This window comes from Chryseobacterium sp. 2P, from assembly GCF_059579425.1.
Window position 1 is genome coordinate 4,790,452 of sequence record NZ_CM184194.1, and the last position, 22,830, is coordinate 4,813,281.

A 22,830-nucleotide genomic window follows, 5' to 3' on the forward strand; every position below is an offset into this window, starting at 1 on the left:
TATTATCCGTTCCAGAATTCTCGGTCTAAACTTCTGTATTGGATGGCTTCTGAAACATGATGAGAAAGAATATTCTCAGATTCCTCCAGATCGGCGATGGTTCGTGCTACTTTTAAAATCCTGTCATATGCACGGGCGGAAAGGTTTAGTTTTTCCATTGCTGTTTTAATAAGGCTGAAAGAAGCCGTGTCAAGTTCACAGAACTTTTCAATTTCTTTCGGTCCTATTTGAGCATTATAGCTGATTTTTAAATCTTTATAACGTTCTCTCTGTGCTTCGCGGGCAATGAGAACTCTTTTTCGGATATCTTCGCTTTTTTCACCTTTTCTGCGTTCTGCCAACTGTTCAAATTCCACTTTCTGCACTTCAATGTGAATGTCTATTCTGTCCAGAAGCGGTCCGGAAAGCTTATTCATGTATCGCTGCATTTCGTAGGTAGAGGAAGTGTTGTTGGGATCATCCGGAAAAAAACCGCTTGGGCTCGGATTCATCGAAGCAACGAGCATAAAGCTGGCAGGATAATTTACCGTAAATCGGGCTCTTGAAATGGTAACTTCACGATCTTCCAAAGGCTGTCTCATTACTTCAAGAACCGTTCTTTTAAATTCCGGCATTTCATCCAGAAACAAAACCCCGTTGTGAGCCAGTGAAATTTCCCCAGGCTGCGGATAACTTCCTCCGCCAACTAATGCAACATCCGATATCGTATGATGGGGAGATCGAAAAGGACGAACCGTCATGAGTGATGTTTCCGTTCCCATTTTTCCGGCTACGGAATGTATTTTTGTTGTTTCCAGCGCTTCTTTTAAAGTTAAAGGCGGTAAAATACTCGGAACTCTTTTAGCGAGCATTGTTTTTCCGCTTCCGGGAGGTCCGATCAGGATGATATTGTGTCCTCCTGCTGCTGCAACTTCCATCGCTCTTTTTGCTGCTTCCTGTCCTTTCACTTCAGAAAAATCAAACGGAAAATCATTAATTTTTTCCTGAAATTCTTTCCGCGTATCCACTTCGATTTTTGGGAGTGGTTTACCTTCATTAAAAAAGTCAATAACTTCTCTGATATTTTCCGCGGCAAAAACATCAAGACTATTCACAATGGCTGCTTCGCGGGTGTTTTGTCTGGGCAGGATAATTCCTTTAAAACCTTCTTCGCGTGCCTGAATTGCTATGGGGAGAACGCCTTTAATGGGCTGTAAAGTTCCGTCCAGAGAAAGCTCCCCCATAATTACGTAATCCTGAATATTTTCGGCAGTAATCTGATCTGAAGCGGCAAGAATTCCGATGGCAATACTCAGATCATAAGCAGCACCTTCCTTTCGGAGATCTGCAGGAGCCATATTGATGGTAATTTTCTTTCCGGGAATTTTAAAGCCTACGTTTTTCAGCGCGGCAGAAATTCTGTAACTGCTTTCTTTAATGGCGTTGTCCGGAAGCCCTACAAGATGATAGCCAACTCCGCCTGTATCTACATTTACTTCTATCGTAATGGTTTGTGCAGCCACACCGTGAATGGCGCTTCCATAGACTTTAATCAGCATTTTTCTGTGTTTTTGTAAATGTAGAAAAATTTTTAAATAATGATTTTCTTAAAACAATTTGCCTAAACTTTTAAAAATAAAAATGTAATTCCCTTAATATTCAGTTTTTAATCGGAATTTTCTTTCAATTGATCAATCAGCCGAAAAAAATATTCTTTACGGTTAAAATTTTTAAGAATGAAAAAAAATAAGGGCTGATCCCAGACTATTGAATTAATGATTTCAGGATTTAGGTTTTTAATGAAGTTTTAATAATCAATATAAATAGCTACAAAAAAAATCAGATGAGAGGTAGCTTATATGCTTTAAATAACACAAGTTGAGTTTACTTTAAAGTTTAAAAGATTCTTTCTCAACCTTTCCAAAAACATTCTGCAAATCTTTCTTACTGATTATCAGAAAACTGTAAAAAAATAACAAAAATATCTGAAAATGAATTTAATACGTCAAGTTTTGTCGCTTCCCCGATGGATATTTGCAGTATAGAAACAACACAGAAAATGAAAAGAGACTTTAAAACTCAAGGTGGACATAATTTAGCCTGAAGACCACCTAAAAAAATAAGGCTAAAACCTGAAGTGACTCTACTAAAAAGAGGCTTCAAATCTTAACCTTTATAAAAACAAAACAAATTTACAGAAAAAATGTCAACAAACAATTTAAATACCAATATAATGCATCGCAGACGCTTTTTAGATTCGCGACCAGCAGAAACGCGGAATTATCTGATCCTAAAAATTTGGAAAGAAGATTTATCTTTAGGAAAGATACTCAGAAAGGAGTATTTGACCAAAAGCTGAACGCATCTACTTCCTTGCAAAAACTTTGTGAAGATCCAACTGCACTTCCATTAACAATAGAAACAGAACAAACCTTAAAAGCAAAAGATGCTGTATTTTATGATCAGGCAGTACGGATAGCGAGAATAAAGCAACTGCATCTAAGGCAGAATTTGATGCTAAAATCAAGGAATACAAAGATTATTTGGTAACAACTAATACATCAATGCTTGCAATAGACTCAGGTCTTTGGGATAATTTAGTTTATCAGGCGGTTACTCAGAAAGATTTCTATTCAAAAGAAACACTAATGCAGTTTTTGCATCTTAATCAAATTCTCTCAGTTTATACTGATGGAGCCGAAGATGTATATAATGATGTCATCAAAGCAAAAAATAAAAGCTGTTCCAAAAATGAAACAGCCTTCTTATTAATCAATTATATATTGTTAAAACTCTATATCAACCTGAAGCTTCTCTGCCAGAAGCTTTGAAATCTTTTCTTTTAATGGCTCGATGTCAATGTTCTGCATGGCATCGTTCGCAAAAGCGTATAACAATAACGCCTGAGCTTCCTTTTTAGAAATCCCTCTTGCTCTCAGATAAAATAACGCATCTTCATTCAATTGTCCTACTGTACAGCCGTGAGAACATTTTACATCATCTGCAAAAATTTCAAGCTGAGGTTTGGTATCAATTGTTGCTCCTTCGCTGAGTAAAACATTGTTGTTTTGCTGATAAGCATTCGTTTTCTGGGCAATTTTATCAACGAAAACCTTCCCGTTGAAAACCCCGTGAGATTTTCCGTCGAAAATACCTTTATAATTCTGGTAACTTTCGCAATTCGGTTGATTGTGGTGAACCGCCGTGTGATGATCTACCAACTGATCTTTTCCGATAATGGTAATTCCGTTCATGAATGAATTGATATTCGATCCGTTCTGGATGAAATCCAGGTTGTTTCTCACAAGTTTACCTCCGAAAGAGAATGTATTTACAGTCGTTAAGCTGTCTTTTTCCTGTTTTGCGAAAGTATTGTCAATTAAATAAGAAGTATCGTTGTCGTTCTGTAATTTATGCCAGTCCGCTTTTGCATTCGGATAAGTAAAAATTTCCGTTACAGAATTTGTCAACACATAAGTGCTGTCAAAATTGTGATGACTTTCAATAATTTCCACTTTGGCACCTTCTTCTACGATTAATAAATTTCTCGTATTGTAGAATGTGTTTTCTTCCTGATTCTGAGAAATATAGAAAACATGAATCGGCTTTTCAATCACTACATTTTTGGGAACTTTAAGAAAGAATCCGTATTTGCAGTATGCCTGATTCAAATTCGTGAAAGCAGATTGATCTTCAGCAATCCTATTGAAATATTTCTCGAAAACATCTCTGTGTTTCTCATCATTCAATGCATAATTGAATGAAAGAAACTCAACATTTTCAATGGAAACTTTAGATAATTCTTTATGAAGTTTACCGTTCACGAAAGTAATCCAGTCGAAATTCTCTTCACCTAAGTGCAGATGGTCCAACTGTTCTTTGGTGATGTTGTGACTTTCTTTCGGGAAAAAGTTATAAGCTTTCTCAGTAATTTCCTTTAAGTTGGTATATTTATATTCTTCGTCCTTTTTTGTAGGAAAACCAGCTTTTTCGAACCTCTGAAGAGCTGCTTTACGATCTTCATCCAGAAATCTGTGACGAAGGCTCTCCAAAAATTCATTATGGTTTTGTATGATCTGTTCTTTTAATGCCATTACTGGTATATCTGTGGTTTGCACCATTTTTTCTTTTTTTGTTTGGCTGAAATTGTTAAACTAAGAGATCAGATAAAATCTCCGAATTTTTTAATCTTTTAATTAATTTAAAAGCCAGTCGTACCCTTTTTCTTCAAGCTCTAACGCAAGAGATTTATCACCAGTTTTGATGATTTTCCCGTTCGCTAAAACATGAACAAAATCAGGCTGAATATAGTTCAGCAATCTCTGATAGTGAGTAATCAGGAGAACTGCATTTCCTTCATTTTTGAAAGCATTTACACCGTCTGCAACAATTCTTAACGCATCAATGTCCAATCCTGAATCAGTTTCATCCAGAATAGCCAGTTTCGGATCAAGCATCATCATCTGGAAAATTTCATTTCTTTTCTTCTCACCTCCGGAAAATCCTTCGTTTAAAGATCTTGAAAGGAAATCTTTTTTAATACCTAATTTTTCAGATTTCTCACGAATCATTGCCAACATCTCTTTTGCCGGCATTTCTCCCAATCCGTTAGCTTTTCTGTTTTCGTTCATTGCTGCTTTGATGAAGTTGGTTACAGAAACTCCCGGAATTTCTACCGGATACTGGAAAGAAAGAAAAATTCCCTTGTGGGCTCTTTCTTCAGGAGCATCTTCGATGATGTTTTCACCTCCGAAAATAATTTCTCCGTCTGTAACTTCATAATCTTCTTTTCCTGCGATTACAGAAGAAAGGGTAGATTTTCCGGCTCCGTTCGGTCCCATAATGGCGTGAACTTCACCCGGCTTTATTTCAAGATTAATTCCTTTTAAAATTTCTTTGTCGCCGTCTTCAATTTTGGCGTGCAAGTTTTTTATCTCTAACATATTTTCAAATTTATTGCAAGGGCAGACTAACATTTATCTTTTATAATCCTAAACCATTGATTACAAAAGTACTTACACTTGCAAATGAAATACTATTTTTATTTATTTTGAACATTAAGAATTTAAACAAATCTTTAATGCGTTGTTTTGTCATTTCGACGAAGGAGAAATCTATTTTAACTTAGATTCTTCACTCCGCTTTGCTTTGTTCAGAATGACAAACAATGTGTCAAACTTAAGGATAAACATTACCCCACAGAACCTTCCAAAGAAATCTCAAGCAATTTCTGAGCTTCAATGGCAAATTCCATTGGCAGTTTATTTAAAACTTCTTTGCTGAAACCATTTACAATCAGAGCAATAGCTCTTTCTGTATCAATTCCTCTCTGGTTACAGTAGAAAATTTGATCTTCCCCGATTTTTGAAGTCGTTGCTTCGTGCTCCAGTTGTGCAGTCGGATCTTTAATTTCAATATACGGGAAAGTATGAGCTCCACATTCATTCCCCATCAGTAAAGAATCGCACTGAGAGAAATTTCTTGCTCCTTTTGCAGAAGGCATTACTTTTACCAGACCTCTGTATGAATTATTGGATTTTCCTGCAGAAATACCTTTGGAAATGATGGTAGATTTGGTATTCTTGCCAATGTGGATCATCTTGGTCCCTGTATCCGCATACTGATGATTGTTCGTCACTGCGATAGAGTAGAACTCACCGATGGATCCGTCGCCCTTTAAGATACATGAAGGATATTTCCACGTTACCGCAGAACCTGTTTCAACCTGAGTCCATGAGATTTTTGCATTTCTTTCGCAAAGTCCTCTTTTCGTTACAAAATTGAAAACCCCTCCTTTTCCTTCTTCATTTCCGGGATACCAGTTTTGTACAGTGGAATATTTAATTTCGGCATCATCCATTGCGATCAGCTCAACAACCGCTGCGTGAAGCTGGTTTTCATCTCTTGACGGAGCTGTACAGCCTTCTAGATAAGAAACATAACTTCCTTCATCCGCAATCACAAGCGTTCTTTCAAACTGACCTGTTCCTGCCTGATTGATTCTGAAATACGTAGACAATTCCATAGGACATCTTACGCCTTTCGGAATGTAGCAGAAACTTCCGTCAGAAAATACTGCGGAATTAAGAGCTGCATAGAAATTATCTCCTCTCGGAACTACTTTTCCAAGATATTTTCTTACTAAATCAGGATAGTTTTTAATGGCTTCGGAAATGGAGCAGAAAATAATTCCTTTCTCCAATAGCGTATCCTGAAACGTTGTTTTTACAGAAACGGAATCCATTACAATATCTACGGCAACACCTGAAAGTCTTTTCTGTTCTTCGATGTTGATTCCTAATTTTTCGAAAGTTTTCAGCAATTCAGGATCTACTTCGTCCAGACTTTCCAGTTCAGGTTTTACTTTTGGCGCGGCATAATATTTAATTGCCTGAAAATCCGGCTTTTCATATTTAATGTTTGCCCAGTCCGGCTCCGTCATTTTCTGCCAGATTCTGAAAGATTCCAGACGCCATTCCGTCATCCATTCAGGCTCTTCTTTTTTAGCAGAAATTGCACGGACGATGTCTTCATTTAAACCCGTTGGGAAATCTTCGTAATCGATTTTTGTTTCCCATCCGAATTCGTATTTTTTATTTTCCAGATCGACTCTTAGATCGTCTTCAGTATATTTATTCATTATTTTTTTTTAAGATTTTAGAAGACAGATTTCACATCTGATTTTTTATCTACATCTGAAATCTGCATCCAATGTCTTTTTACAAAGAAAAACTCTCACCGCATCCGCAGGTTCTGGATGCATTCGGATTGTTAAAAACAAATCCTTTTCCGTTTAAACCTCCTGAATATTCAAGAGTGGTTCCAGCCAAATAGAGGATTGATTTTTTATCTACAATAATTTTGATATCATTGTCTTCAAAAATCTGGTCGGCATCTGTTTTTTCGTTATCAAACTTCAGAACATATTCTAAACCAGAGCATCCTCCGCTTTTTACCCCCACTCTTATATAGTCTTTAAAAGGCTTAAAACCATCTTCTGTCATCAGCTGAATGGCTTTTGCTTTTGCTTGATCTGATACTTTTATCATTGTATTTATTTAGAATGATTTAATAATGCAAAAATACGAACTAATTTCCGCAATCTCAAATCGAAGATATCTATTTTAATGATTCTGTTCTTAATAGATGTATTTCGCGGATGAATTTATTGTTAAAAATGTTTAAAGTTTCCACAATAGAAACGCTTTAGGTCGTTTTTTGATTTAACTTTGATCGGGATTTTAAATCTATAAATAAAACAAAGATTTCACGGTTTTTTTGTGTAGTCTTTAAAAGTACGGTTTACAAAAAAATATACTATAAATGAAAAAATTAGGCATTCTTGCTTTGGCTCTGTTCATGCAGACCGCTTTTGCACAAACCAACAGATTTGTATATCAGGTGACGATGAAACCCGATGCATCCAATAAAAATGATACCAAAACAGAAAATGCGTATCTGGATATTTCTCCGGAAAAATCTGTTTTTTATTCCGAAAACAGAATTAAAAGAGATTCTGTCATTCAGGCAGCCATACAAAGTGGAGGAGCAAGAGGTTTTAACAGAGATCAGATGGAAGCTTTACGATCCAACATCAATTATTCTGTTGAAAAAGATAAGAAAAGCCAGAAAATGACTTTCAAAGACCGAATTGGAAGAGATATGTATACTTACGAAGAAGACCGCCCGATTAACTGGAAAATTGCTTCAGAAACCACAAAAATAGGAGATTATAAAGTTCAGAAAGCAGAAACAGATTTTGGAGGGAGAAAATGGACGGCGTGGTTTACCACAGATCTGCCTTATCAGGACGGGCCATACAAATTCGGCGGACTTCCCGGACTTATCGTGAAAGTAGAGGACGATAAAGGAGAATATTCTTTCGATTTGATGAAAAATTACAAAATCGCAGATTTCCCGACAATGAATCAGTTCGGAAATACCATTAAAGTGAAAAGAGGCGATTATGTAAAACAGCAGAAAAAATTCATGGAAGATCCAATGTCATTTATGACGCAGGGTGGCGGAATGGGTGCTCCGATGAGAATTGACGGTGGTGGAGGAAACCGTGGCGGCGGTGGATTCGGTGGAGGAAATTCCGGGGATTTCAGAAAACGGATGGAAGAAAGAGTAAAAGAGGAAGCAAAAAGAAACAGTAACCCGATAGAATTACAATAAAAATTAACCCTGAAGATTGGTTCTTCAGGGTTTTTATTTGGCTGATTAAATAATTATTTCAAAAGCTGGTTGAAAGTATCTCCCTGTCGGATATCTCCGGTATTGTATCCTTTCATAAACCATTCTTTACGCTGCGCAGATGATCCATGCGTAAAGCTTTCCTGATTAACGTATCCCTGTGATCTTCTCTGGATATTATCATCACCTACCGCTTCAGCCGCTTCAATAGCCGACTGAATATCTCCGGGTTCCAAAATGTGCTTTTCAGCATCCGTTCTTTTTGCCCAAACTCCGGCGTAAAAATCTGCCTGAAGTTCTGTAGCAACAGAAACCCTGTTCATTTCTGCTTCAGAATACTGTCCGCTTCTTCGTAGCTGATCCACTTTTTGCGTTGTTCCTAAAAGCGTCTGGACATGATGTCCCACTTCATGTGCCAAAACATACGCTACCGTAAATTCCGTTACTTTAGCGCCGAATCTCTGCTGAAGTTCATTAAAAAAGCTCATGTCCATATAAACAGACTGATCTGCAGGACAGTAAAAAGGTCCCATTGCAGACTGCGCCACGCCACAGCCGGACTGTGTAGTTTCCGAAAAAAGGATAATTTTCGGTGGAGTGTACTGCATTCCGTTTTCCTGAAAAACCTGATCCCATGTCGTGATGTTCCATTTTCCCATCATGTCTACCATTTCTCCGATTTTTTTGTCTTCCGCAGTCAGTTCTCTCTGCTCTGTTCTCGGAGATCCGGAACCTGCTCCCGAAGAAAGAATCGAGGAAGGATCACCTCCCAGAAAGAATATAATTGCAGCAATAATAAGCGTTCCCAATCCGCCTCCTACAACGGCTCCGCCGCCAAGTCCGCGTCTGTCTTCCACATTACCGCCTCTGTCGTCCGTCCATCTCATAGTTTGTATTTTTTATTTGTTGGTAAATTTAAAAATTTAAACCATACAATTTTTGTGCGGATTATGATATTTTCAAAATATTTATCGATTCAGCTGATTTTTTTTCAGCCAGAAAGAAGTCGACTGATATGCTGAAATCGCTGCATCCACCATCTGTTTATTCTGTTCTTTTTCTTTTAAAGGATTTTCATCAAAATAAATATTAAATTCCGGAGCAAGATTGTTTTTCTGCTGAACCAAAGCGTATTGCTTAACTTTTCTTACAGGAGAAATAACCGTTAAATAATTGTCCTTCACAAATCCTAAATCCTGATAGGTTGCAACAAAAGCTTTCGGCTGAAATTCTTTGCTGAAAACGTCCTGCCCTAAAAATTTCGACTGATAGCTGAAGTTCAGCAAACCAAAAACAGTAGGCATCACATCAATCTGAGACATCGTCTGCGTAAATTTCTGCGGCTGGATAAATCCTTCCGAGAAAACCATCGCCGGAATTCTGTATTTATCCATCGGAAGTTCTGTATCTCCTGCGCTGGAAGCACAATGATCTGCAATGATAACGAAGATTGTATTTTTATACCAGTCCTGTTTTTTAGCCATCTCGAAGAATTTTTTCAGAGCATAATCTGTGTATTTTACACCGCCTTCACGGGATTTTGCATTTCCGGGGATATCAATTTTTCCTTCAGGATAGGTAAAAGGTCTGTGGTTGGAAACCGTCATCCAGTGATTGAAGAACGGCTTTCCGGATTTTGCTTCGGCATTCATGGTTTGGATGGCTTTTTTTGCCATATCTTCATCAGCAACGCCCCAAACGTTTGCAAACGTAATTTCTTCCGGCTTGAAATTATTTCTGTCGACAATATCATACCCGTTTCCTGCATAGAAATCCTGCATATTATCGAAATAGCTGTATCCACCGTACAAAAATTTCACATCATATCCTTTTGATTTGAAAACACTTCCTGTGGTAAATTTATTTTTGTTGTTCTCTCTTTTAATAATGCTTTCTCCGGCAGTAGGAGGAATGCAGAGCGTTAGCGCTTCAAGACCGCGGACGGTTCTGTTTCCGGTAGCGTAAAGATTGGTAAACATTAATGATTTATCGGCTAAACTGTCTAAAAAAGGAGTGATTTTCTGTGTATTTCCATAATGTGCTAAAAAATCTGCGGATAAACTTTCAATAGAAATTAAGACCACATTTTTTTTCAGTTCCGGTTCTGCTGAAACAATATTTCTTTTCAGGACAGGTGGAGTAAACTGGCTTAAAAAGTTTTTTTCCGCCTGACTCTGATTGATTTCAGGGTAAAACTGGAAGTAATCCAGCTCGTTGTGGGTAAATGCCCAATAGAATTTCGGAAGACCGTTTGCCTGAATTTCTTCTTCAAAAACACTGCTTCCTTTCATTTTTGTAGTGAAATTTAATCCAAATAAGCTTACTCCAATCAAAAGAATAAACGATCCCAGTAAAATAAATTTCTGCTTTAGATCCGGAAGATCCAAAAGCTCTTTTTTAGTTCTTTTAAAAATGAAAAATGTGATCGAGAGTGTTACCAGAAAAATTACTGAGAAAAGAGGAACCACAGGGTAGCTTTCCATGATGTTTCCTATTACTTCATTGGTGTAAATGAGATAATCTACCGCGATGAAATTATATCTCAGTCCGAATTCGTTATAGAAGAAATATTCGCTTACTGCGTTGAATACGATGAGTAAAACGTACAGAAAAAGCGTTATGAAATAAAGTACATTCCGTATTTTCAAACGTTGTTTCGGAAGGAAAAGCATTAATGCGAAGCAGATAATTTTTAACCCGATAAAAGCCAGCGCGATTTCTGCAACCGAGCCGCCGTATTGTTTGAAAATATTGTTAGGAATCAGAAGAATGTACAGAAAAAAGAGGACTAAAATTCCCAAAATGATCTGTCCGTAAGGTTTCTGATATTTTGAATTGGATAGAAATAAAAAATAGAGGGCTAAAAAGGTGCTGGCTAAAATAAAAACCAAGGCATCATTGAGAACACCTACCAATATTATTTTTAACACTTCAAACACTCCAAAACTGGCTGTGGTAATGGGATGGAAGAAAAATACAATCCTTATGATTAAAGAAATGATAAGGTAAAAGACTCCTAAATAAAGGAATGGTTTTGTTTTCTGAACAAACATTGTTATGATTTGAATATGAATTCTTACAAAAATAAGTATTGAATATTATTTGAGCGCATATTTTTTAAAAATACCACAATATATATTCGAGAGATAACTTTCTGGGACAAAAAAAGAACTATTGAAGAATAGTCCTTTTTAAATATTTTTCACTTCGGAAAATTACGAATTTCCAAATCCGATGTTCCCTTTTCTGCCCGAAAGATTCTTTTTAAAATCAATCATCTGCAAAGCCGTAACGGCAGCTTCAACCCCTTTATTTCCAAGATCGCCGCCGCTTCTTGCAATCGACTGCTCTTTTGTATCGTCCGTTAAAACACAGAAAATAGTCGGAGTATCTGTGAGAACATTACAATCTTTAATTCCCTGTGCAACCGCCGAACAAACGTAATCGAAATGAGGCGTTTCTCCACGGATCACACATCCGATTGCAATTACTGCGTCAAATTTTCGCTCTTTACAAAGCTGCATACTTGCATAGCTTAACTCAAAAGCTCCCGGAACCGGAAAAAGAGAGATTTTTTCAGATTTTACTCCTTCTTTTTGAAGGATTTCCAGAGCTGCATCACGAAGATTGTAGGTTACAAAATCATTCCACTCAGAAAAAACAATGCCGATAGAAAAATCATCGGCATTGGTTATGTTAAGTGGCTTGTAATCAGAAAGATTAACTGTTGCCATTGTTTAGTAATATTTAGTCATTTCAATATAAGAATCAGACATTCCGTTGTCGTAGTCCTGATATTTTTCGTCAATTGTTGCAAAATACTTTTTAGCTTCTGCATTTTTCTTTAATCCTAAAGCTAAGATACCGGCTTTTCTCGTAAAATAATACGTTGTGTAAGGATCGTCTGAAGCTGAAGCCGCTTTGTCTAATAACTGAAGTGCTTCATCATTTTTGTTAAGACCGGATTTTGCATCTGCCATCGCTCCGTATTTCATTGCCATCAATGTTTTGTTGTCGGATGAAAAACTATCTAAAAGATCATAAGCTTCCTGAAATTTACCTTCTTTGAATTTCACCAAACCTGCATTGTAAGCAGAAAGCTTTCCTACGTTGGTTGCAGAATATTCGTTATACGTTCCTAAGAAACCGGGATTTGCAGCAGATTTTCCGCCTAAAGCCTCTTTATCTTTACCGTCAGCAAGATTTTTCTGAGCAGCCAGGAAACTTTTTACAGCTTCTGCGTTTTTAGGAGTCACAACAAATTGCTTGTAACCGAAGAAGCCAAGAACTCCTAAAATAAGTAGTCCGAAAACAATTCCCAAAGGTTTTGAATATTTTTCAAGGAACCTTTCTGTGTTTAAAGCTTCTCTGTCAAGATCTTTAAAAAACTCAACAGTTTCTTTACCTTCCTGCTCGTTTGTAATTTTTGCCATAAATTATTAAAAATTGAAATGCAAATTTAATTGTTTCTGAATGATTTACAAAATACTTTGTGTGTATTGTTGATTTTATTTGAATAATTAAAGGAAATTATTACAAGTGAATGAGTGAATTGTGAATAGTTAATCATGAAAAATGCTCCGGAAAACGAATTCCAGAGCATTTTGTCCTATTTTTTGAAATTTAATATTCTAAAATATGATAGATTTCTGCATTAAATTTTTTCAGTTTTTCTTTGCCTTTTAAATCTTTTAATCCAATTAGGAAACTGAATTGGGAAACGGTTGCGCCTTGTTTTTCAACCAATTTTGCGGCGGCCTCAGTTGTTCCTCCGGTTGCTAAAAGATCATCATGAATCAGAACTCTTTGTCCGGATTTTAACTGTCCTTCACGGGTTTCGATAACAGCACTTCCATATTCGAGATCATATTTTTCTGAAATGACGGGTGGCGGAAGTTTTCCTGCTTTTCGGATTAAAATAAAAGGAACTTCTAATGCAACAGCGATGGCAATCCCGAAAAGATAACCTCTGCTTTCAATTCCGCATACTGCATCAACTTTTCCTTTGCTGAATTGTACCAAATCTGCAATCACTTCTTCATACAGTTTCGGGTTCAGGAAAATAGGAGAGATATCCTTAAACTGAATCCCCGGAATCGGAAAATCAGATATATTTTCAATGGTTTCTTCCAGTTTTGTGATAAGCTGCTGCGATGCCATTTTTTACGGATTGATTTTGTAGCTGGAAATTTTCCAGTCTCCGTTTACGTTTTTAAGTCCGAAAGTTGCTTTCAGAGATGTTGTTTTTCCACTTTTATCCGTTACATCATACGTTGCATTTACACTTGCAGAAGTTGCATTGGAAGCATTGGTGGTGATGTTTTTTACGCTTACATTTTTCACTGAACCAAATCCTGAAGTCGGGTTCGAGAACGACTCATAACTTCCCCAATTCGGGTTACTTGCAGAATTGTATGCAGCTTTTAAGTTTTGAGCGCTTACGTTATTTAAAAACCCTGAAACAGTGCTTTTGGGATCTGCAGCCGGTTGCTTAGGTGCTGCAGGAGTTGTTGGAGCTGTTGCATTCGGATCTGTTGCAGAAGGAACAGTCGCATTCGGGTTGTTCGGATCGATTACGGCAGGATCCTGAATAACCGCTGTTGAATCTACTTTCGGTGCAGCCGGAACTTTCAGTAAAAGAGGATTTACATCCAATCCGATTTTTGTCATTTTGAAAGTTTTCGCAGTTGTTTTTACAGAAACCGTGATATCGATTTTATTATCAATAACTTGTGCCGCAGGAAGTGAAGAGAATTTTAAATTAAATCCTTTGAAGTTATTATCCTGCATTAAATTTTTAGCCGTAGAAAGTTTTATTCCGTTGCTGAACACTTCCAGCGTTGCTTCCAGACCAGCTCCTGTAAAGGATACGGGATTTCCGGCGTTATCAACTAATCTCGGAACAATCTGAAGCGCAGTAGGAGCTCCGGTTCCGTCATCTCCTGTCGGTCTTGTGGTGATGCTCAATGAATTGGCTTTTACGTCATTCGGGTCGCTTTCTTTAGCTGTTTCGCTTCCGAAGATATTCATTTCTCCTAATGCTCCTAATGAAGGCGGTGCAGTACTTGCCCATTCGATTCCGTTCTTTTGGGCTACCTGATCTGCCATTGCCATAATTTCCGGCACTTTTTTACCGTCAATTAGTTGTCCTAAAGCTTTAAGTTCAGCAAAATCGCCATCAGCTTCCACTCCAAAAGTTTTTAGGATGTAGAGCGCTTCGTTAAATTTAATTTGCTTAATAGTAGGTAAACTTGCCGTCATATCATTGATACTCGACTGCAAAGTTTTAGTATTGGTAGCATCTACATGATCTTGCTTGCATGCTGTGAAAAGCAACATGCTGAAAATTAGTAGAAAAGAAAACTTTTTCATTTTTTTTCGGTTTACCACAAAAATAATAAAACCTTTATTAATAGAGTGTTTTATTTTTTATTTTGTTGTTCTTTCAGCTGATCTCTGAAAAATGAACTAAAAACAGTCTGCATATTCGGAAAAGACGGATCTTCCCAGTATTTTGTAGTATAGCTGCTTTTATTGGTATTCAAATTTACACTTTCGATATCTTTATCATTTCTGAACTCTATTTCCGTAGGATAAAAATTGCTGTAATAGATCAACTGGTTGTAGTCCGGTTCACTTTTGTGCTTTAATTTGATAAATCGAATATCATTAAATTCCAGAAGATCTCTTAAGGTTTTATTACTTTCTTTCTCGTAAGAAGCATTTGAGATTACTCTTACATCGTAAAAACGGTATCCTAAAAAGTTTACTTCTTTTTCCTGTAAAGCACTGTGGGCAATTTCGATCTGATCTTTCCGGTCACCTTTCAGTTCTTTAATGACGGCATTTCTTTTTTTAAATTCCTGAATATTTCCAACGTCTTTCATCTCAGGTACATTCATCATTTTGCCATAATCGAAAGATGCTGTTAACTTTTTATCGACATTTTTATCTTCAATCCTGAATGCTCTGTATTGTTCTACATCGGCACTTTTCAGTTTTTTTGTTTCATTATCAAAAATGTAAGTAATGATTCCGTCTGTGTAGCAGTTTAACTTATTGTTTACGGTAACGTATGTGTTAAAGTTTCCTTTTACAAAAATATATTTTGCGGGTTTATTATTTTTTATGATCACACGTTCGATATCTTTTATCCTGTCATCTACTTTAATGATTTCTTTGTCAAAATCTGCATAGGACAAAGTAGCGACAGACATATTATCGTAGATCAGCTGAAACTTTTCCTGATCCGGTTTTATGGATTGTTTGTCTATTTTTCCATCAATATCGGAGTAGGCTACAATACTTCCGTCTTTCCCAAACACAGAAATCTTAGGAAGTGGTTTATTGGTTTTTTCCGAAATGAAAGTGATGCTTTGTGCATTTAAAAAATTTACAATGATTGTTAAAAATAATAACAGTAGATTTTTCTTCATGATTGATACAATTAATGTTTTTTTAGTTAAATCATTCTTAGTTTAAGACAATTAAAATTCAGAAAGGCTGCGGGACAGTTTTAATTTTAGTGCATAAAAAAAGACTGATCATTACAATCAGTCTTTTTTCTTTTTATGTTGTTACAAATTCCTTAGAAAGGATATTCATAAATTTCAGATTCGTGTAGGTAAGGGTTACCTGTAGGGATCAGTTTAAGTTTAGATAGTGCTGAAAGCACAGTGAACATAAATAATCCAACTACGAATAAGATTGCTCCTAAGATCAGGATAAATACTTCAGGAGTTTTCCAATATGGTCCGACTGTTCCCGGCATTACCATATTGAAGTAATCTAAGATGTGACCACAAATTACGACTACTGCCATTGTTGTAACCACTTTGTAGTTTCTCTTGATGCTGCTGCTTACTAATACCAATAATGGCAATAAGAAGTTTACAATAAGCATTGGCAAGAAAGTAGGAGAGTAGTGCTGGAATCTTCCAAAGAAATAGTTAACCTCTTCCGGAATGTTTGCGTACCAGTATAACATGAACTGTGCAAACCATGTATACGTCCAAAGCATACTTGTCGCGAATAGGAATACTCCTAAATCGTGTAAGTGGTTATCGTTGAATTGAGGAAGGAATCCGTTTTTCTTTAAATAAACACTTAGAAGAATGATTACCGCAATACCACTTGAAAGGCAGCTCACCATTGAATACCAGATATACATGGTAGAATACCAGTGAGGATCAATAGACATCAACCAGTCCCAAGCCCATGCTGCAGAAGCAAAACCGAAGAATGCAATATATCCTACTGCCCATCTGTAAAGCATTTGATATTCTACTCTTGATTTTGTCTCGTCTACTTTTTTAGACTGAGCTTTCAATTTCCAAGCGAAGAAAGAAGCTCCTAATACATAGATGAAAGTTCTTACTGCATAGAAAGGGATATTTAAGAAAATTCTTTTTTCAAATAATATCACATCGAAATGAGCAGAATTTGGGTCTGTTAATTCCGGATCCATCCAATGGAAAAGGTGACCTTGGTGTGTGATGTTTAAAATCATTAAGATGATTAAAATAGCACCACCGTAAGGAATATAAGAAGCAATAGCTTCCATTACTCTTGTAATGATAATTGGCCAACCTGCATGTGCAGCGTGCTGAATAGAATAGAAGAATAATACGCAGCAGCTTACTCCAAAGAAAAATACAGCTACAAAATGTATTGCCGCTAAAGGCTGGTTGTGAACCTGAAGAGTAGCATGCTCAAGGTGAGCTGCGTGATCCTGAGGTCCTACCATTTCACTAGAATGCGTAGGAGCTGTATGACCAGAAGCATGAACCGCTTCCATCATGTGTTCTATTTTCTCGGTACTGATTCCTTTGTTCATAAAGAAACCAACAGCAAAAAGAACTAAACCTACAACAAGAAGGATTATAGAAGTTGATTTTAATTTTGGTGAAAAACTATACATTTCTTTTCTTATTTTTTAGTTTCGGTAGTCATCGTTTCAGATTTCGCAGGGGCAGCTGCTGTCGTAGCTGTTGCTGCTGTAGCCGCCGCAGGTGCTGCCGCTCCTTTTTTGAAAGCATCCATTACATACATGGCAACTCTCCATCTGTCTCCAGCGCTAAGTTGTCCTGCATAAGATCCCATTGCGTTTCTACCGTTGGTTATTACATAATGAACAGATCCTACAGTAATATCTCTGTCTGCATAGTTTGGTACACCAGAGAATGCTCCGGACTGAACGATTGGTCCTTGTCCGTCTCCTCCGACACCGTGACAAGCTGAACAAGTTTTCTCGAAAAGGCTTTTTCCTCTTTCAAGATCTTTTGTAGCGTTTGCAGGGTTTAAAGGAGAAGCTGTTACTGTTTTTGAAGCATCATAACCAGCATTGTATTCATCCGGTGTTTTTGGGAGTAATCCTTCTTCGAAGACACCATCTTTATTTTGAGCTACTGATCCTTCTACAGGAGAAAGACCTGTTGCAAAATTATTTTTAACAAAAGCAGGAATTTCATTTTCATGATCTGAATAAGCATCCTGAGCTTTCATCAATGGATCGTAAGCTACCGGAAAATACATATCCGGGAAATAGACCAGCGGAGTATTCTCTTTTGGTCCGCAAGAGTTAAGTAAAACTGTTGTTAAACCTAAAACTGCTGTAATTTTTAATACATTCTTTTTCATTTTAAGCATCTTTAACAGTTATTTCTTCAACTCCAGTTTCAATAAGCAACTGCTTTACAGATTCCACATCTTCAGTTACAAATTCCATTAAGAATTTATCATCCGTTGTTCTTGGATCCGGGTTTTGTGCAGGAGCTCCTGGATACATTTTGTTTCTTACCAAGAAAGTTAATGACATCATATGCGCTGCGCAGAATACCATAAGCTCAAACATAGGTACTACGAAAGCCGGCATATTGTGAGCCCAGTCGAAAGCTGGTTTACCTCCAATGTTCTGAGGCCAGTCGTGGTTCATTACATACCATGTAAGAGTAGCACCGATCGTAACTCCATAACAAGCGTAGATAAAAGCGGCATCAGAAATTCTTGTTTTCTTTAACCCTAAAGCTTTATCTAGTCCGTGAACCGGAAACGGAGTATAGACTTCGTTTATTTTGATTCCTTTATCGTTGAATGCTTTAACGCCGTTCATTAAATCGTCGTCGTCAGCATAAAGTCCGTATACAATTTTAGTGGTGCTCATCTCCTTCTTTTGCTTTATAAGTTTCACCTGAGATTTTCAAAATCGATTTTAATTCAGCCTGTGCAATTACAGGGAATGTTCTTGCGTATAATAAGAATAATACAGAGAAGAACCCGATTGTTCCTAAATATACACCCACATCAATGATTGTTGGCTTAAACATCGTCCAAGAACCAGGCAAGTAATCTCTTGAAAGGTTGATAACGATAATGTCGAAACGCTCAAACCACATACCGATGTTGATAATTAATGCAACAATGAATGTCCAGATAATGTTCGTTCTAAGTCTCTTGAACCAGAAAGAAGCAGGAACAACAAGGTTACAGATAATTAGTGACCAGAAAGCCCACCAGTAAGGTCCAACAGCAGCACCAGGAGAAAGATATGTAAAATCTTCAAATCTTGATCCTGAATACCATCCGATGAAATATTCAGTTGCGTAAGCTACAGTTACCATACCACCTGTTAGGATGATTACGATGTTCATAATTTCGATATGATACATAGTGATGTAATCTTCAAGGTGACATACTTTTCTGGCAACTAACAATAGCGTCTGTACCATTGCGAATCCTGAGAAAATCGCACCGGCAACGAAGTAAGGAGGGTAGATCGTAGAGTGCCATCCTTTAATAACCGAAGTTGCGAAGTCAAAAGATACGGTAGTGTGTACTGAGAATACAAGCGGAGTTGCCAAACCTGCAAGAACCAAAGATAGTTCTTCGAATCTTTGCCAGTGTTTTGCTTTACCACCCCAACCGAATGCAAGGAAAGTATAAATTTTCTTAGTCCAAGGCGTTTTCGCTCTGTCTCTGATCATTGCAAAGTCAGGGATCAATCCCATGAACCAGAATACTGTTGATACCGAGAAATACGTAGAGATCGCAAATACGTCCCAAAGTAGAGGAGAGTTGAAGTTCCCCCAAAGAGAACCGAACTGGTTTGGTAAAGGGAATACCCAATATCCTACCCAAACTCTACCCATGTGGATAACCGGGAAGATTGCCGCCTGCACAACCGCAAAGATCGTCATCGCCTCTGCAGATCTGTTTACAGACATTCTCCATCTCTGTCTAAATAATAATAATACCGCTGAGATTAGGGTTCCGGCGTGACCGATACCAACCCACCATACGAAGTTAGTAATATCCCATCCCCAGTTAATAGTTCTGTTTAGTCCCCATGCTCCAATACCTGTTCCGATAGTGTAAGCGATACATCCGAATCCATAGATGAATAGAACTAAGGCTGCATATAATGAAATCCACCATAATTTACCTGCTCTTTCTTCGATAGGTCGTGCAATATCTTCCGTGATATCGTGATAAGTTTTGTGACCAATAATTAGAGGTTCCCTTATCGGAGCTTCGTAATGTCCTGACATTTTTTACCTATTTATTATTTAAACTTTATTTTTCTACTCTGTTTCTTACTTTAGTGTGATAGAACACATTTGGTTTTGTTCCGATCTCTTCCAGTAAATAATATCTTCTGTTTGAAGCATATTGCTTTCTCACTTCAGATTCTTTGTCATTCATATCTCCGAACTTGATTGAACCTGTAGAACAAGCTTTAGAACAAGCTGTCTGGAACTCTCCGTCCTTCACGATTCTATTCTCTTTTTTAGCTTCAAGAATAGTAGTCTGAGTCATCTGGATACACATAGAACATTTCTCCATAACCCCTCTCGTTCTTACCACAACATCCGGGTTCAGAACCATTCTTCCAAGATCGTTATTCATATTGAAGTCGAACTTGTCATTCAGGTTATAAGTAAACCAGTTGAAACGTCTTACTTTATAAGGACAGTTGTTTGCACAATATCTTGTACCGATACATCTGTTATAAGCCATGTGGTTTTGTCCCTGCTTACCATGTGAAGTTGCCGCTACCGGACATACAGTTTCACAAGGAGCGTGGTTACAGTGCTGACACATTACCGGTTGGAAGATTACATCAGGATTATCAGCAGGGTGATTCAATGCACCACCTTCTTTGTTGAAAGCTGTTCCGTATAATTCAGGAACTGCCATTCCTTCTTTTAATCCTTCATAAACTTCTACCTTCTGTCTTGCAGAATAGTAACGGTCAATTCTTAACCAGTACATATCTCTCGACATTCTGATCTCTTCCTTACCTACAACCGGAACGTTGTTTTCTGCCTGACAAGCAATGATACATGCTCCACAACCAGTACAAGAGTTCAGGTCAATCGATAAGTTAAAGTGAGGACCATCCGTGTCATCAAATGCATCCCAAAGATCGATTTTTCTTGCAGGAAGTGCTCCACTGATGGTGTGGTATTCCAAAGGCTTATTCCATCCTTTGTGTTCATCATCAAATGCTACGTTTAAGAACTCAGCCAAAGGAACTTCTTTAGCAATTTCGTAACGTCCCATTAATGTATTCTGAAGCTGAATCCCCGCAAATTCGTGATCTTCTCCTGTTTTTTCGATTTTAACATTAGAAACAACTAAGTTAGAACCGTCAAATAAAGGATAAGCATTTACACCGGTATCTGCTGTCGCTCCTGAGTTTTTCTTACCGTATCCAAGCGCAAGACCTACTGATCCGTCTGCCTGTCCCGGTTGTACGAATACAGGAACATCTTTTATTGTTACTCCGTTTACAGTAAGGTTTACAAGAGAACCGTCTAACTGCATTCTCGCGTTAAGATCGTTATCAATACCCAATCTTTCTGCGTCTTTCGGAGACATTGTTAAGTAGTTATCCCAAGACATTCTTGTAATTGGATCCGGTAATTCCTGCAACCAAGGGTTGTTTGCTTGAGTTCCGTCTCCCATTGCTGTCTTAGTATACAATACCAATTCTAAATCTGAAGGTTTGAAACCTCCTAATTCAGCAACAGCCTGTGCACCGTTTCCTCCTGCGTAAGATAATGTTGTCGCATTTGAAGAAGCATTGATACCGTTATATAAAGCTTTGTTGAAAGAAGTTGCTCCTAAGATAGAAGTGGCATTTGCCTTTAAATAATCATAATAATTATTAGCAGCATTGTTTTTACCATTTTTCCAAACCAATAAAGATTCTTCAATCTGTCTTGATTTGTAAATTTTCTGGATCGTAGGCTGCATTAATGAATATACTCCTGTTTGAGGTTCAAGATCTCCCCAAGATTCAAGCCAGTTGGCTACAGGAATTACAGCTTTCGCTGCTTTATACATTTCATTTTTCTTATCTGCAACTGCAATTACATAAGGAACTTTAGATAATGATTTTTTGAAATCTTCTCCTTTGTGGTAAGAGTAAATAGGATCTACATTGTTTGCGATTAATACGCCAACCTGTCCTCCGTTTACCCATCCAAGGAATTCCTCGAATCTTGCTTTATCAAAATCTTTTAAGAAGTTGGCTTTCCCGGTGAAAGCTACAGATCCTAATTTTTGGTTGATTAAGTGAGCTAAAACCTGAGCTCCTTTAGAACCATCAGCGAAAACAACTGCTTTGCTTCCTTTTGCCAATAATTCTTTTGCGATTTCAGATGCAGCTTTATCAGAGGTACCACCGCCAACGATTGCGTTGTAAACTTCAACTAAAGTCTTGTTTACCTGGCTTGGTTTTAGTCTGATTCTTGAATCTGCGTTTGCTCCTGTTAAAGACATATTGGATTCAACCTGAATGTGTCTCAACATATTTTTTCCCGGAGTTCTTGCCACTGCGTAAGAAGATTCTAAGCCTCCTGCGTTGTAATCTCCTAAGAAATCAGCCTGGAATGCAACCACCAATTCCGTTCCTTTAAGGTCGTAAACAGGCAATGCTCTTGTTCCGAAAACTTCCTGAGCTGCGTCTAATGCTGCAGCATAAGGATAAGCATCATAGGTTACTAATTCCGCTGTAGGATATTTAGCCTTGAAATCTGCAAATAATTTTTTGAAAGTAGGAGAAGCAAAAGAATGGGATAATAAAACGATTCTTTTACCTGCAGCTTTAGCTTCTTCAAGTCCTTTGATAACGAAGCTGTCTACTTTGTCGAAAGTTTCGTCTTTTCCTTCAAATTTAGGCTGTTTTACTTTATCATTATCATAAAGAGAAAGTACACTTGCCTGAGCTCTTGCATTAGTTTTACCTAAATCTCCTGCTGCCGGATTGGGTTCAATTTTGATAGGTCTTCCTTCTCTTGTTTTTACTAAAACACTTGCGAAATCGAAACCATCGAAATACGTCGAAGCGTAATAGTTAGGAATCCCCGGAATGATTTCATGCGGCTTTACCACATAAGGAATCGTTTTGATTACCGGAGCTTCACAGGCAGCCAATGTTACCGCTGCAGTAGAGAAACCTAATAGTTTTAAGAAATCTCTTCTTGAAGTCGCAGAACCGTTCTTTTCCGCATCATCAAGGAAATCTTCTACCGGAATTTCTTCCTGGAACTCTTTCTGAGCCAGCTTATTGTTTAAAGCCGGATCTTTAAGTTCGTGAATACTTCTGAATTGTATTTTGTTTGAAGCCATTTGATACTTCTAATTTTTAGT

At 37.5% G+C, this 22,830-nt stretch carries 20 protein-coding genes; 3 read left to right on the forward strand and 17 right to left on the reverse strand.

The features are described from left to right. Positions 1 to 2: 2 nt before the first annotated feature. Positions 3 to 1,538 carry a YifB family Mg chelatase-like AAA ATPase gene (locus tag AC52CF_RS22000; protein ID WP_214587659.1) on the reverse strand — a complete coding sequence of 512 codons (1,536 nt, stop codon included), beginning with the start codon at positions 1,536 to 1,538 and terminating at the stop codon, positions 3 to 5. A gap of 739 nt (positions 1,539 to 2,277) precedes the next feature. Here AC52CF_RS22000 and AC52CF_RS22005 point away from each other — a divergent pair. Both AC52CF_RS22005 and AC52CF_RS22010 read left to right on the forward strand, forming a co-directional pair. Next, on the forward strand, positions 2,278 to 2,529 hold the full coding sequence (locus AC52CF_RS22005) for a hypothetical protein (protein WP_214587658.1): 252 nt from the start codon (positions 2,278 to 2,280) through the stop codon (positions 2,527 to 2,529). 14 nt (positions 2,530 to 2,543) lie between these two features. Then, positions 2,544 to 2,810 carry a hypothetical protein gene (locus AC52CF_RS22010; RefSeq protein ID WP_290343607.1) on the forward strand — a complete coding sequence of 89 codons (267 nt, stop codon included), beginning with the start codon at positions 2,544 to 2,546 and terminating at the stop codon, positions 2,808 to 2,810. Here AC52CF_RS22010 and sufD read toward each other — a convergent pair. The 4 genes from sufD to AC52CF_RS22030 all read right to left on the reverse strand — a co-directional run bounded on the left by sufD (position 2,766) and on the right by AC52CF_RS22030 (position 7,028). After that, the gene (gene sufD, locus AC52CF_RS22015; protein ID WP_214591155.1) at positions 2,766 to 4,073 is read right to left on the reverse strand and encodes a Fe-S cluster assembly protein SufD; all 1,308 of its coding nucleotides are present in this window, start codon (positions 4,071 to 4,073) and stop codon (positions 2,766 to 2,768) included. The two genes, AC52CF_RS22010 and sufD, sit on opposite strands and share 45 nt — an antisense overlap. A 102-nt stretch (positions 4,074 to 4,175) precedes the next feature. Next, the gene (gene sufC, locus AC52CF_RS22020; protein WP_087711759.1) at positions 4,176 to 4,922 is read right to left on the reverse strand and encodes a Fe-S cluster assembly ATPase SufC; all 747 of its coding nucleotides are present in this window, start codon (positions 4,920 to 4,922) and stop codon (positions 4,176 to 4,178) included. Positions 4,923 to 5,170: 248 nt separating this feature from the next. After that, positions 5,171 to 6,619 carry a Fe-S cluster assembly protein SufB gene (sufB, locus tag AC52CF_RS22025; RefSeq protein WP_496517690.1) on the reverse strand — a complete coding sequence of 483 codons (1,449 nt, stop codon included), beginning with the start codon at positions 6,617 to 6,619 and terminating at the stop codon, positions 5,171 to 5,173. A 79-nt stretch (positions 6,620 to 6,698) separates the two neighbouring features. Further along, positions 6,699 to 7,028, reverse strand: coding sequence for a HesB/IscA family protein (locus AC52CF_RS22030; RefSeq protein ID WP_496517691.1), 330 nt, complete (start codon positions 7,026 to 7,028; stop codon positions 6,699 to 6,701). 274 nt (positions 7,029 to 7,302) lie between these two features. Here AC52CF_RS22030 and AC52CF_RS22035 point away from each other — a divergent pair, with 274 nt between their 5' ends. After that, entirely contained in the window at positions 7,303 to 8,157 is an 855-nt protein-coding gene (locus AC52CF_RS22035) for a GLPGLI family protein (RefSeq protein ID WP_375180707.1), read from the forward strand. 53 nt (positions 8,158 to 8,210) lie between these two features. Here the strand turns inward: AC52CF_RS22035 and ypfJ are convergent, their stop codons facing one another. The 12 genes from ypfJ to AC52CF_RS22095 all read right to left on the reverse strand — a co-directional run bounded on the left by ypfJ (position 8,211) and on the right by AC52CF_RS22095 (position 22,809). Then, the gene (gene ypfJ, locus AC52CF_RS22040; protein ID WP_290265520.1) at positions 8,211 to 9,062 is read right to left on the reverse strand and encodes a KPN_02809 family neutral zinc metallopeptidase; all 852 of its coding nucleotides are present in this window, start codon (positions 9,060 to 9,062) and stop codon (positions 8,211 to 8,213) included. An 81-nt stretch (positions 9,063 to 9,143) separates the two neighbouring features. Continuing rightward, positions 9,144 to 11,228 (reverse strand): LTA synthase family protein, encoded by a 2,085-nt coding sequence (locus AC52CF_RS22045; protein ID WP_375180708.1) that lies wholly within the window; start codon positions 11,226 to 11,228, stop codon positions 9,144 to 9,146. 162 nt (positions 11,229 to 11,390) lie between these two features. Then, a complete protein-coding gene (gene ribH, locus AC52CF_RS22050) occupies positions 11,391 to 11,909 on the reverse strand; it encodes a 6,7-dimethyl-8-ribityllumazine synthase (protein ID WP_214587652.1) in 519 nt (172 codons plus the stop codon). Positions 11,910 to 11,912: 3 nt separating this feature from the next. After that, positions 11,913 to 12,608: a YfgM family protein gene (locus AC52CF_RS22055; RefSeq protein WP_214587651.1), complete on the reverse strand. Its 696-nt coding sequence runs from the start codon at positions 12,606 to 12,608 to the stop codon at positions 11,913 to 11,915. 190 nt (positions 12,609 to 12,798) lie between these two features. After that, positions 12,799 to 13,335, reverse strand: a complete 537-nt coding sequence (locus AC52CF_RS22060) for an adenine phosphoribosyltransferase (RefSeq protein ID WP_375180709.1) — start codon at positions 13,333 to 13,335, stop codon at positions 12,799 to 12,801. Between the two features lie 3 nt (positions 13,336 to 13,338). Then, positions 13,339 to 14,547: a hypothetical protein gene (locus tag AC52CF_RS22065; protein WP_375180710.1), complete on the reverse strand. Its 1,209-nt coding sequence runs from the start codon at positions 14,545 to 14,547 to the stop codon at positions 13,339 to 13,341. A gap of 50 nt (positions 14,548 to 14,597) precedes the next feature. Next, the gene (locus tag AC52CF_RS22070) at positions 14,598 to 15,611 is read right to left on the reverse strand and encodes a hypothetical protein (RefSeq protein ID WP_375180711.1); all 1,014 of its coding nucleotides are present in this window, start codon (positions 15,609 to 15,611) and stop codon (positions 14,598 to 14,600) included. Between the two features lie 152 nt (positions 15,612 to 15,763). Further along, positions 15,764 to 17,095 carry a quinol:cytochrome C oxidoreductase gene (locus AC52CF_RS22075; protein ID WP_336730867.1) on the reverse strand — a complete coding sequence of 444 codons (1,332 nt, stop codon included), beginning with the start codon at positions 17,093 to 17,095 and terminating at the stop codon, positions 15,764 to 15,766. Positions 17,096 to 17,103: 8 nt separating this feature from the next. Further along, positions 17,104 to 17,823, reverse strand: a complete 720-nt coding sequence (locus AC52CF_RS22080; RefSeq protein WP_375180712.1) for a c-type cytochrome — start codon at positions 17,821 to 17,823, stop codon at positions 17,104 to 17,106. Then, positions 17,816 to 18,337 carry a DUF3341 domain-containing protein gene (locus tag AC52CF_RS22085; RefSeq protein ID WP_076393898.1) on the reverse strand — a complete coding sequence of 174 codons (522 nt, stop codon included), beginning with the start codon at positions 18,335 to 18,337 and terminating at the stop codon, positions 17,816 to 17,818. The genes AC52CF_RS22080 and AC52CF_RS22085 overlap by 8 nt, the downstream gene beginning before the upstream one ends. Continuing rightward, positions 18,324 to 19,721, reverse strand: a complete 1,398-nt coding sequence (gene nrfD, locus AC52CF_RS22090; protein WP_027381049.1) for an NrfD/PsrC family molybdoenzyme membrane anchor subunit — start codon at positions 19,719 to 19,721, stop codon at positions 18,324 to 18,326. Before nrfD ends, AC52CF_RS22085 begins: the two co-directional genes overlap by 14 nt. Positions 19,722 to 19,746: 25 nt before the next feature. Beyond that, complete coding sequence (locus AC52CF_RS22095; protein ID WP_214587646.1) at positions 19,747 to 22,809, reverse strand: TAT-variant-translocated molybdopterin oxidoreductase; 3,063 nt, start codon at positions 22,807 to 22,809, stop codon at positions 19,747 to 19,749. Between the last annotated feature and the right edge of the window lie 21 nt (positions 22,810 to 22,830).

Coding starts and splice junctions, on each gene's coding strand:
- AC52CF_RS22000 (WP_214587659.1), bottom strand. CDS start 1,538: ATGCTGATTAAAGTCTATGGAAGCGCCATTCACGGTGTGGCTGCACAA.
- AC52CF_RS22010 (WP_290343607.1), top strand. CDS start 2,544: ATGCTTGCAATAGACTCAGGTCTTTGGGATAATTTAGTTTATCAGGCG.
- sufD (WP_214591155.1), bottom strand. CDS start 4,073: ATGGCATTAAAAGAACAGATCATACAAAACCATAATGAATTTTTGGAG.
- sufC (WP_087711759.1), bottom strand. CDS start 4,922: ATGTTAGAGATAAAAAACTTGCACGCCAAAATTGAAGACGGCGACAAA.
- sufB (WP_496517690.1), bottom strand. CDS start 6,619: ATGAATAAATATACTGAAGACGATCTAAGAGTCGATCTGGAAAATAAA.
- AC52CF_RS22030 (WP_496517691.1), bottom strand. CDS start 7,028: ATGATAAAAGTATCAGATCAAGCAAAAGCAAAAGCCATTCAGCTGATG.
- AC52CF_RS22035 (WP_375180707.1), top strand. CDS start 7,303: ATGAAAAAATTAGGCATTCTTGCTTTGGCTCTGTTCATGCAGACCGCT.
- ypfJ (WP_290265520.1), bottom strand. CDS start 9,062: ATGAGATGGACGGACGACAGAGGCGGTAATGTGGAAGACAGACGCGGA.
- AC52CF_RS22045 (WP_375180708.1), bottom strand. CDS start 11,228: ATGTTTGTTCAGAAAACAAAACCATTCCTTTATTTAGGAGTCTTTTAC.
- ribH (WP_214587652.1), bottom strand. CDS start 11,909: ATGGCAACAGTTAATCTTTCTGATTACAAGCCACTTAACATAACCAAT.
- AC52CF_RS22055 (WP_214587651.1), bottom strand. CDS start 12,608: ATGGCAAAAATTACAAACGAGCAGGAAGGTAAAGAAACTGTTGAGTTT.
- AC52CF_RS22060 (WP_375180709.1), bottom strand. CDS start 13,335: ATGGCATCGCAGCAGCTTATCACAAAACTGGAAGAAACCATTGAAAAT.
- AC52CF_RS22065 (WP_375180710.1), bottom strand. CDS start 14,547: ATGAAAAAGTTTTCTTTTCTACTAATTTTCAGCATGTTGCTTTTCACA.
- AC52CF_RS22070 (WP_375180711.1), bottom strand. CDS start 15,611: ATGAAGAAAAATCTACTGTTATTATTTTTAACAATCATTGTAAATTTT.
- AC52CF_RS22075 (WP_336730867.1), bottom strand. CDS start 17,095: ATGTATAGTTTTTCACCAAAATTAAAATCAACTTCTATAATCCTTCTT.
- AC52CF_RS22080 (WP_375180712.1), bottom strand. CDS start 17,823: ATGCTTAAAATGAAAAAGAATGTATTAAAAATTACAGCAGTTTTAGGT.
- AC52CF_RS22085 (WP_076393898.1), bottom strand. CDS start 18,337: ATGAGCACCACTAAAATTGTATACGGACTTTATGCTGACGACGACGAT.
- nrfD (WP_027381049.1), bottom strand. CDS start 19,721: ATGTCAGGACATTACGAAGCTCCGATAAGGGAACCTCTAATTATTGGT.
- AC52CF_RS22095 (WP_214587646.1), bottom strand. CDS start 22,809: ATGGCTTCAAACAAAATACAATTCAGAAGTATTCACGAACTTAAAGAT.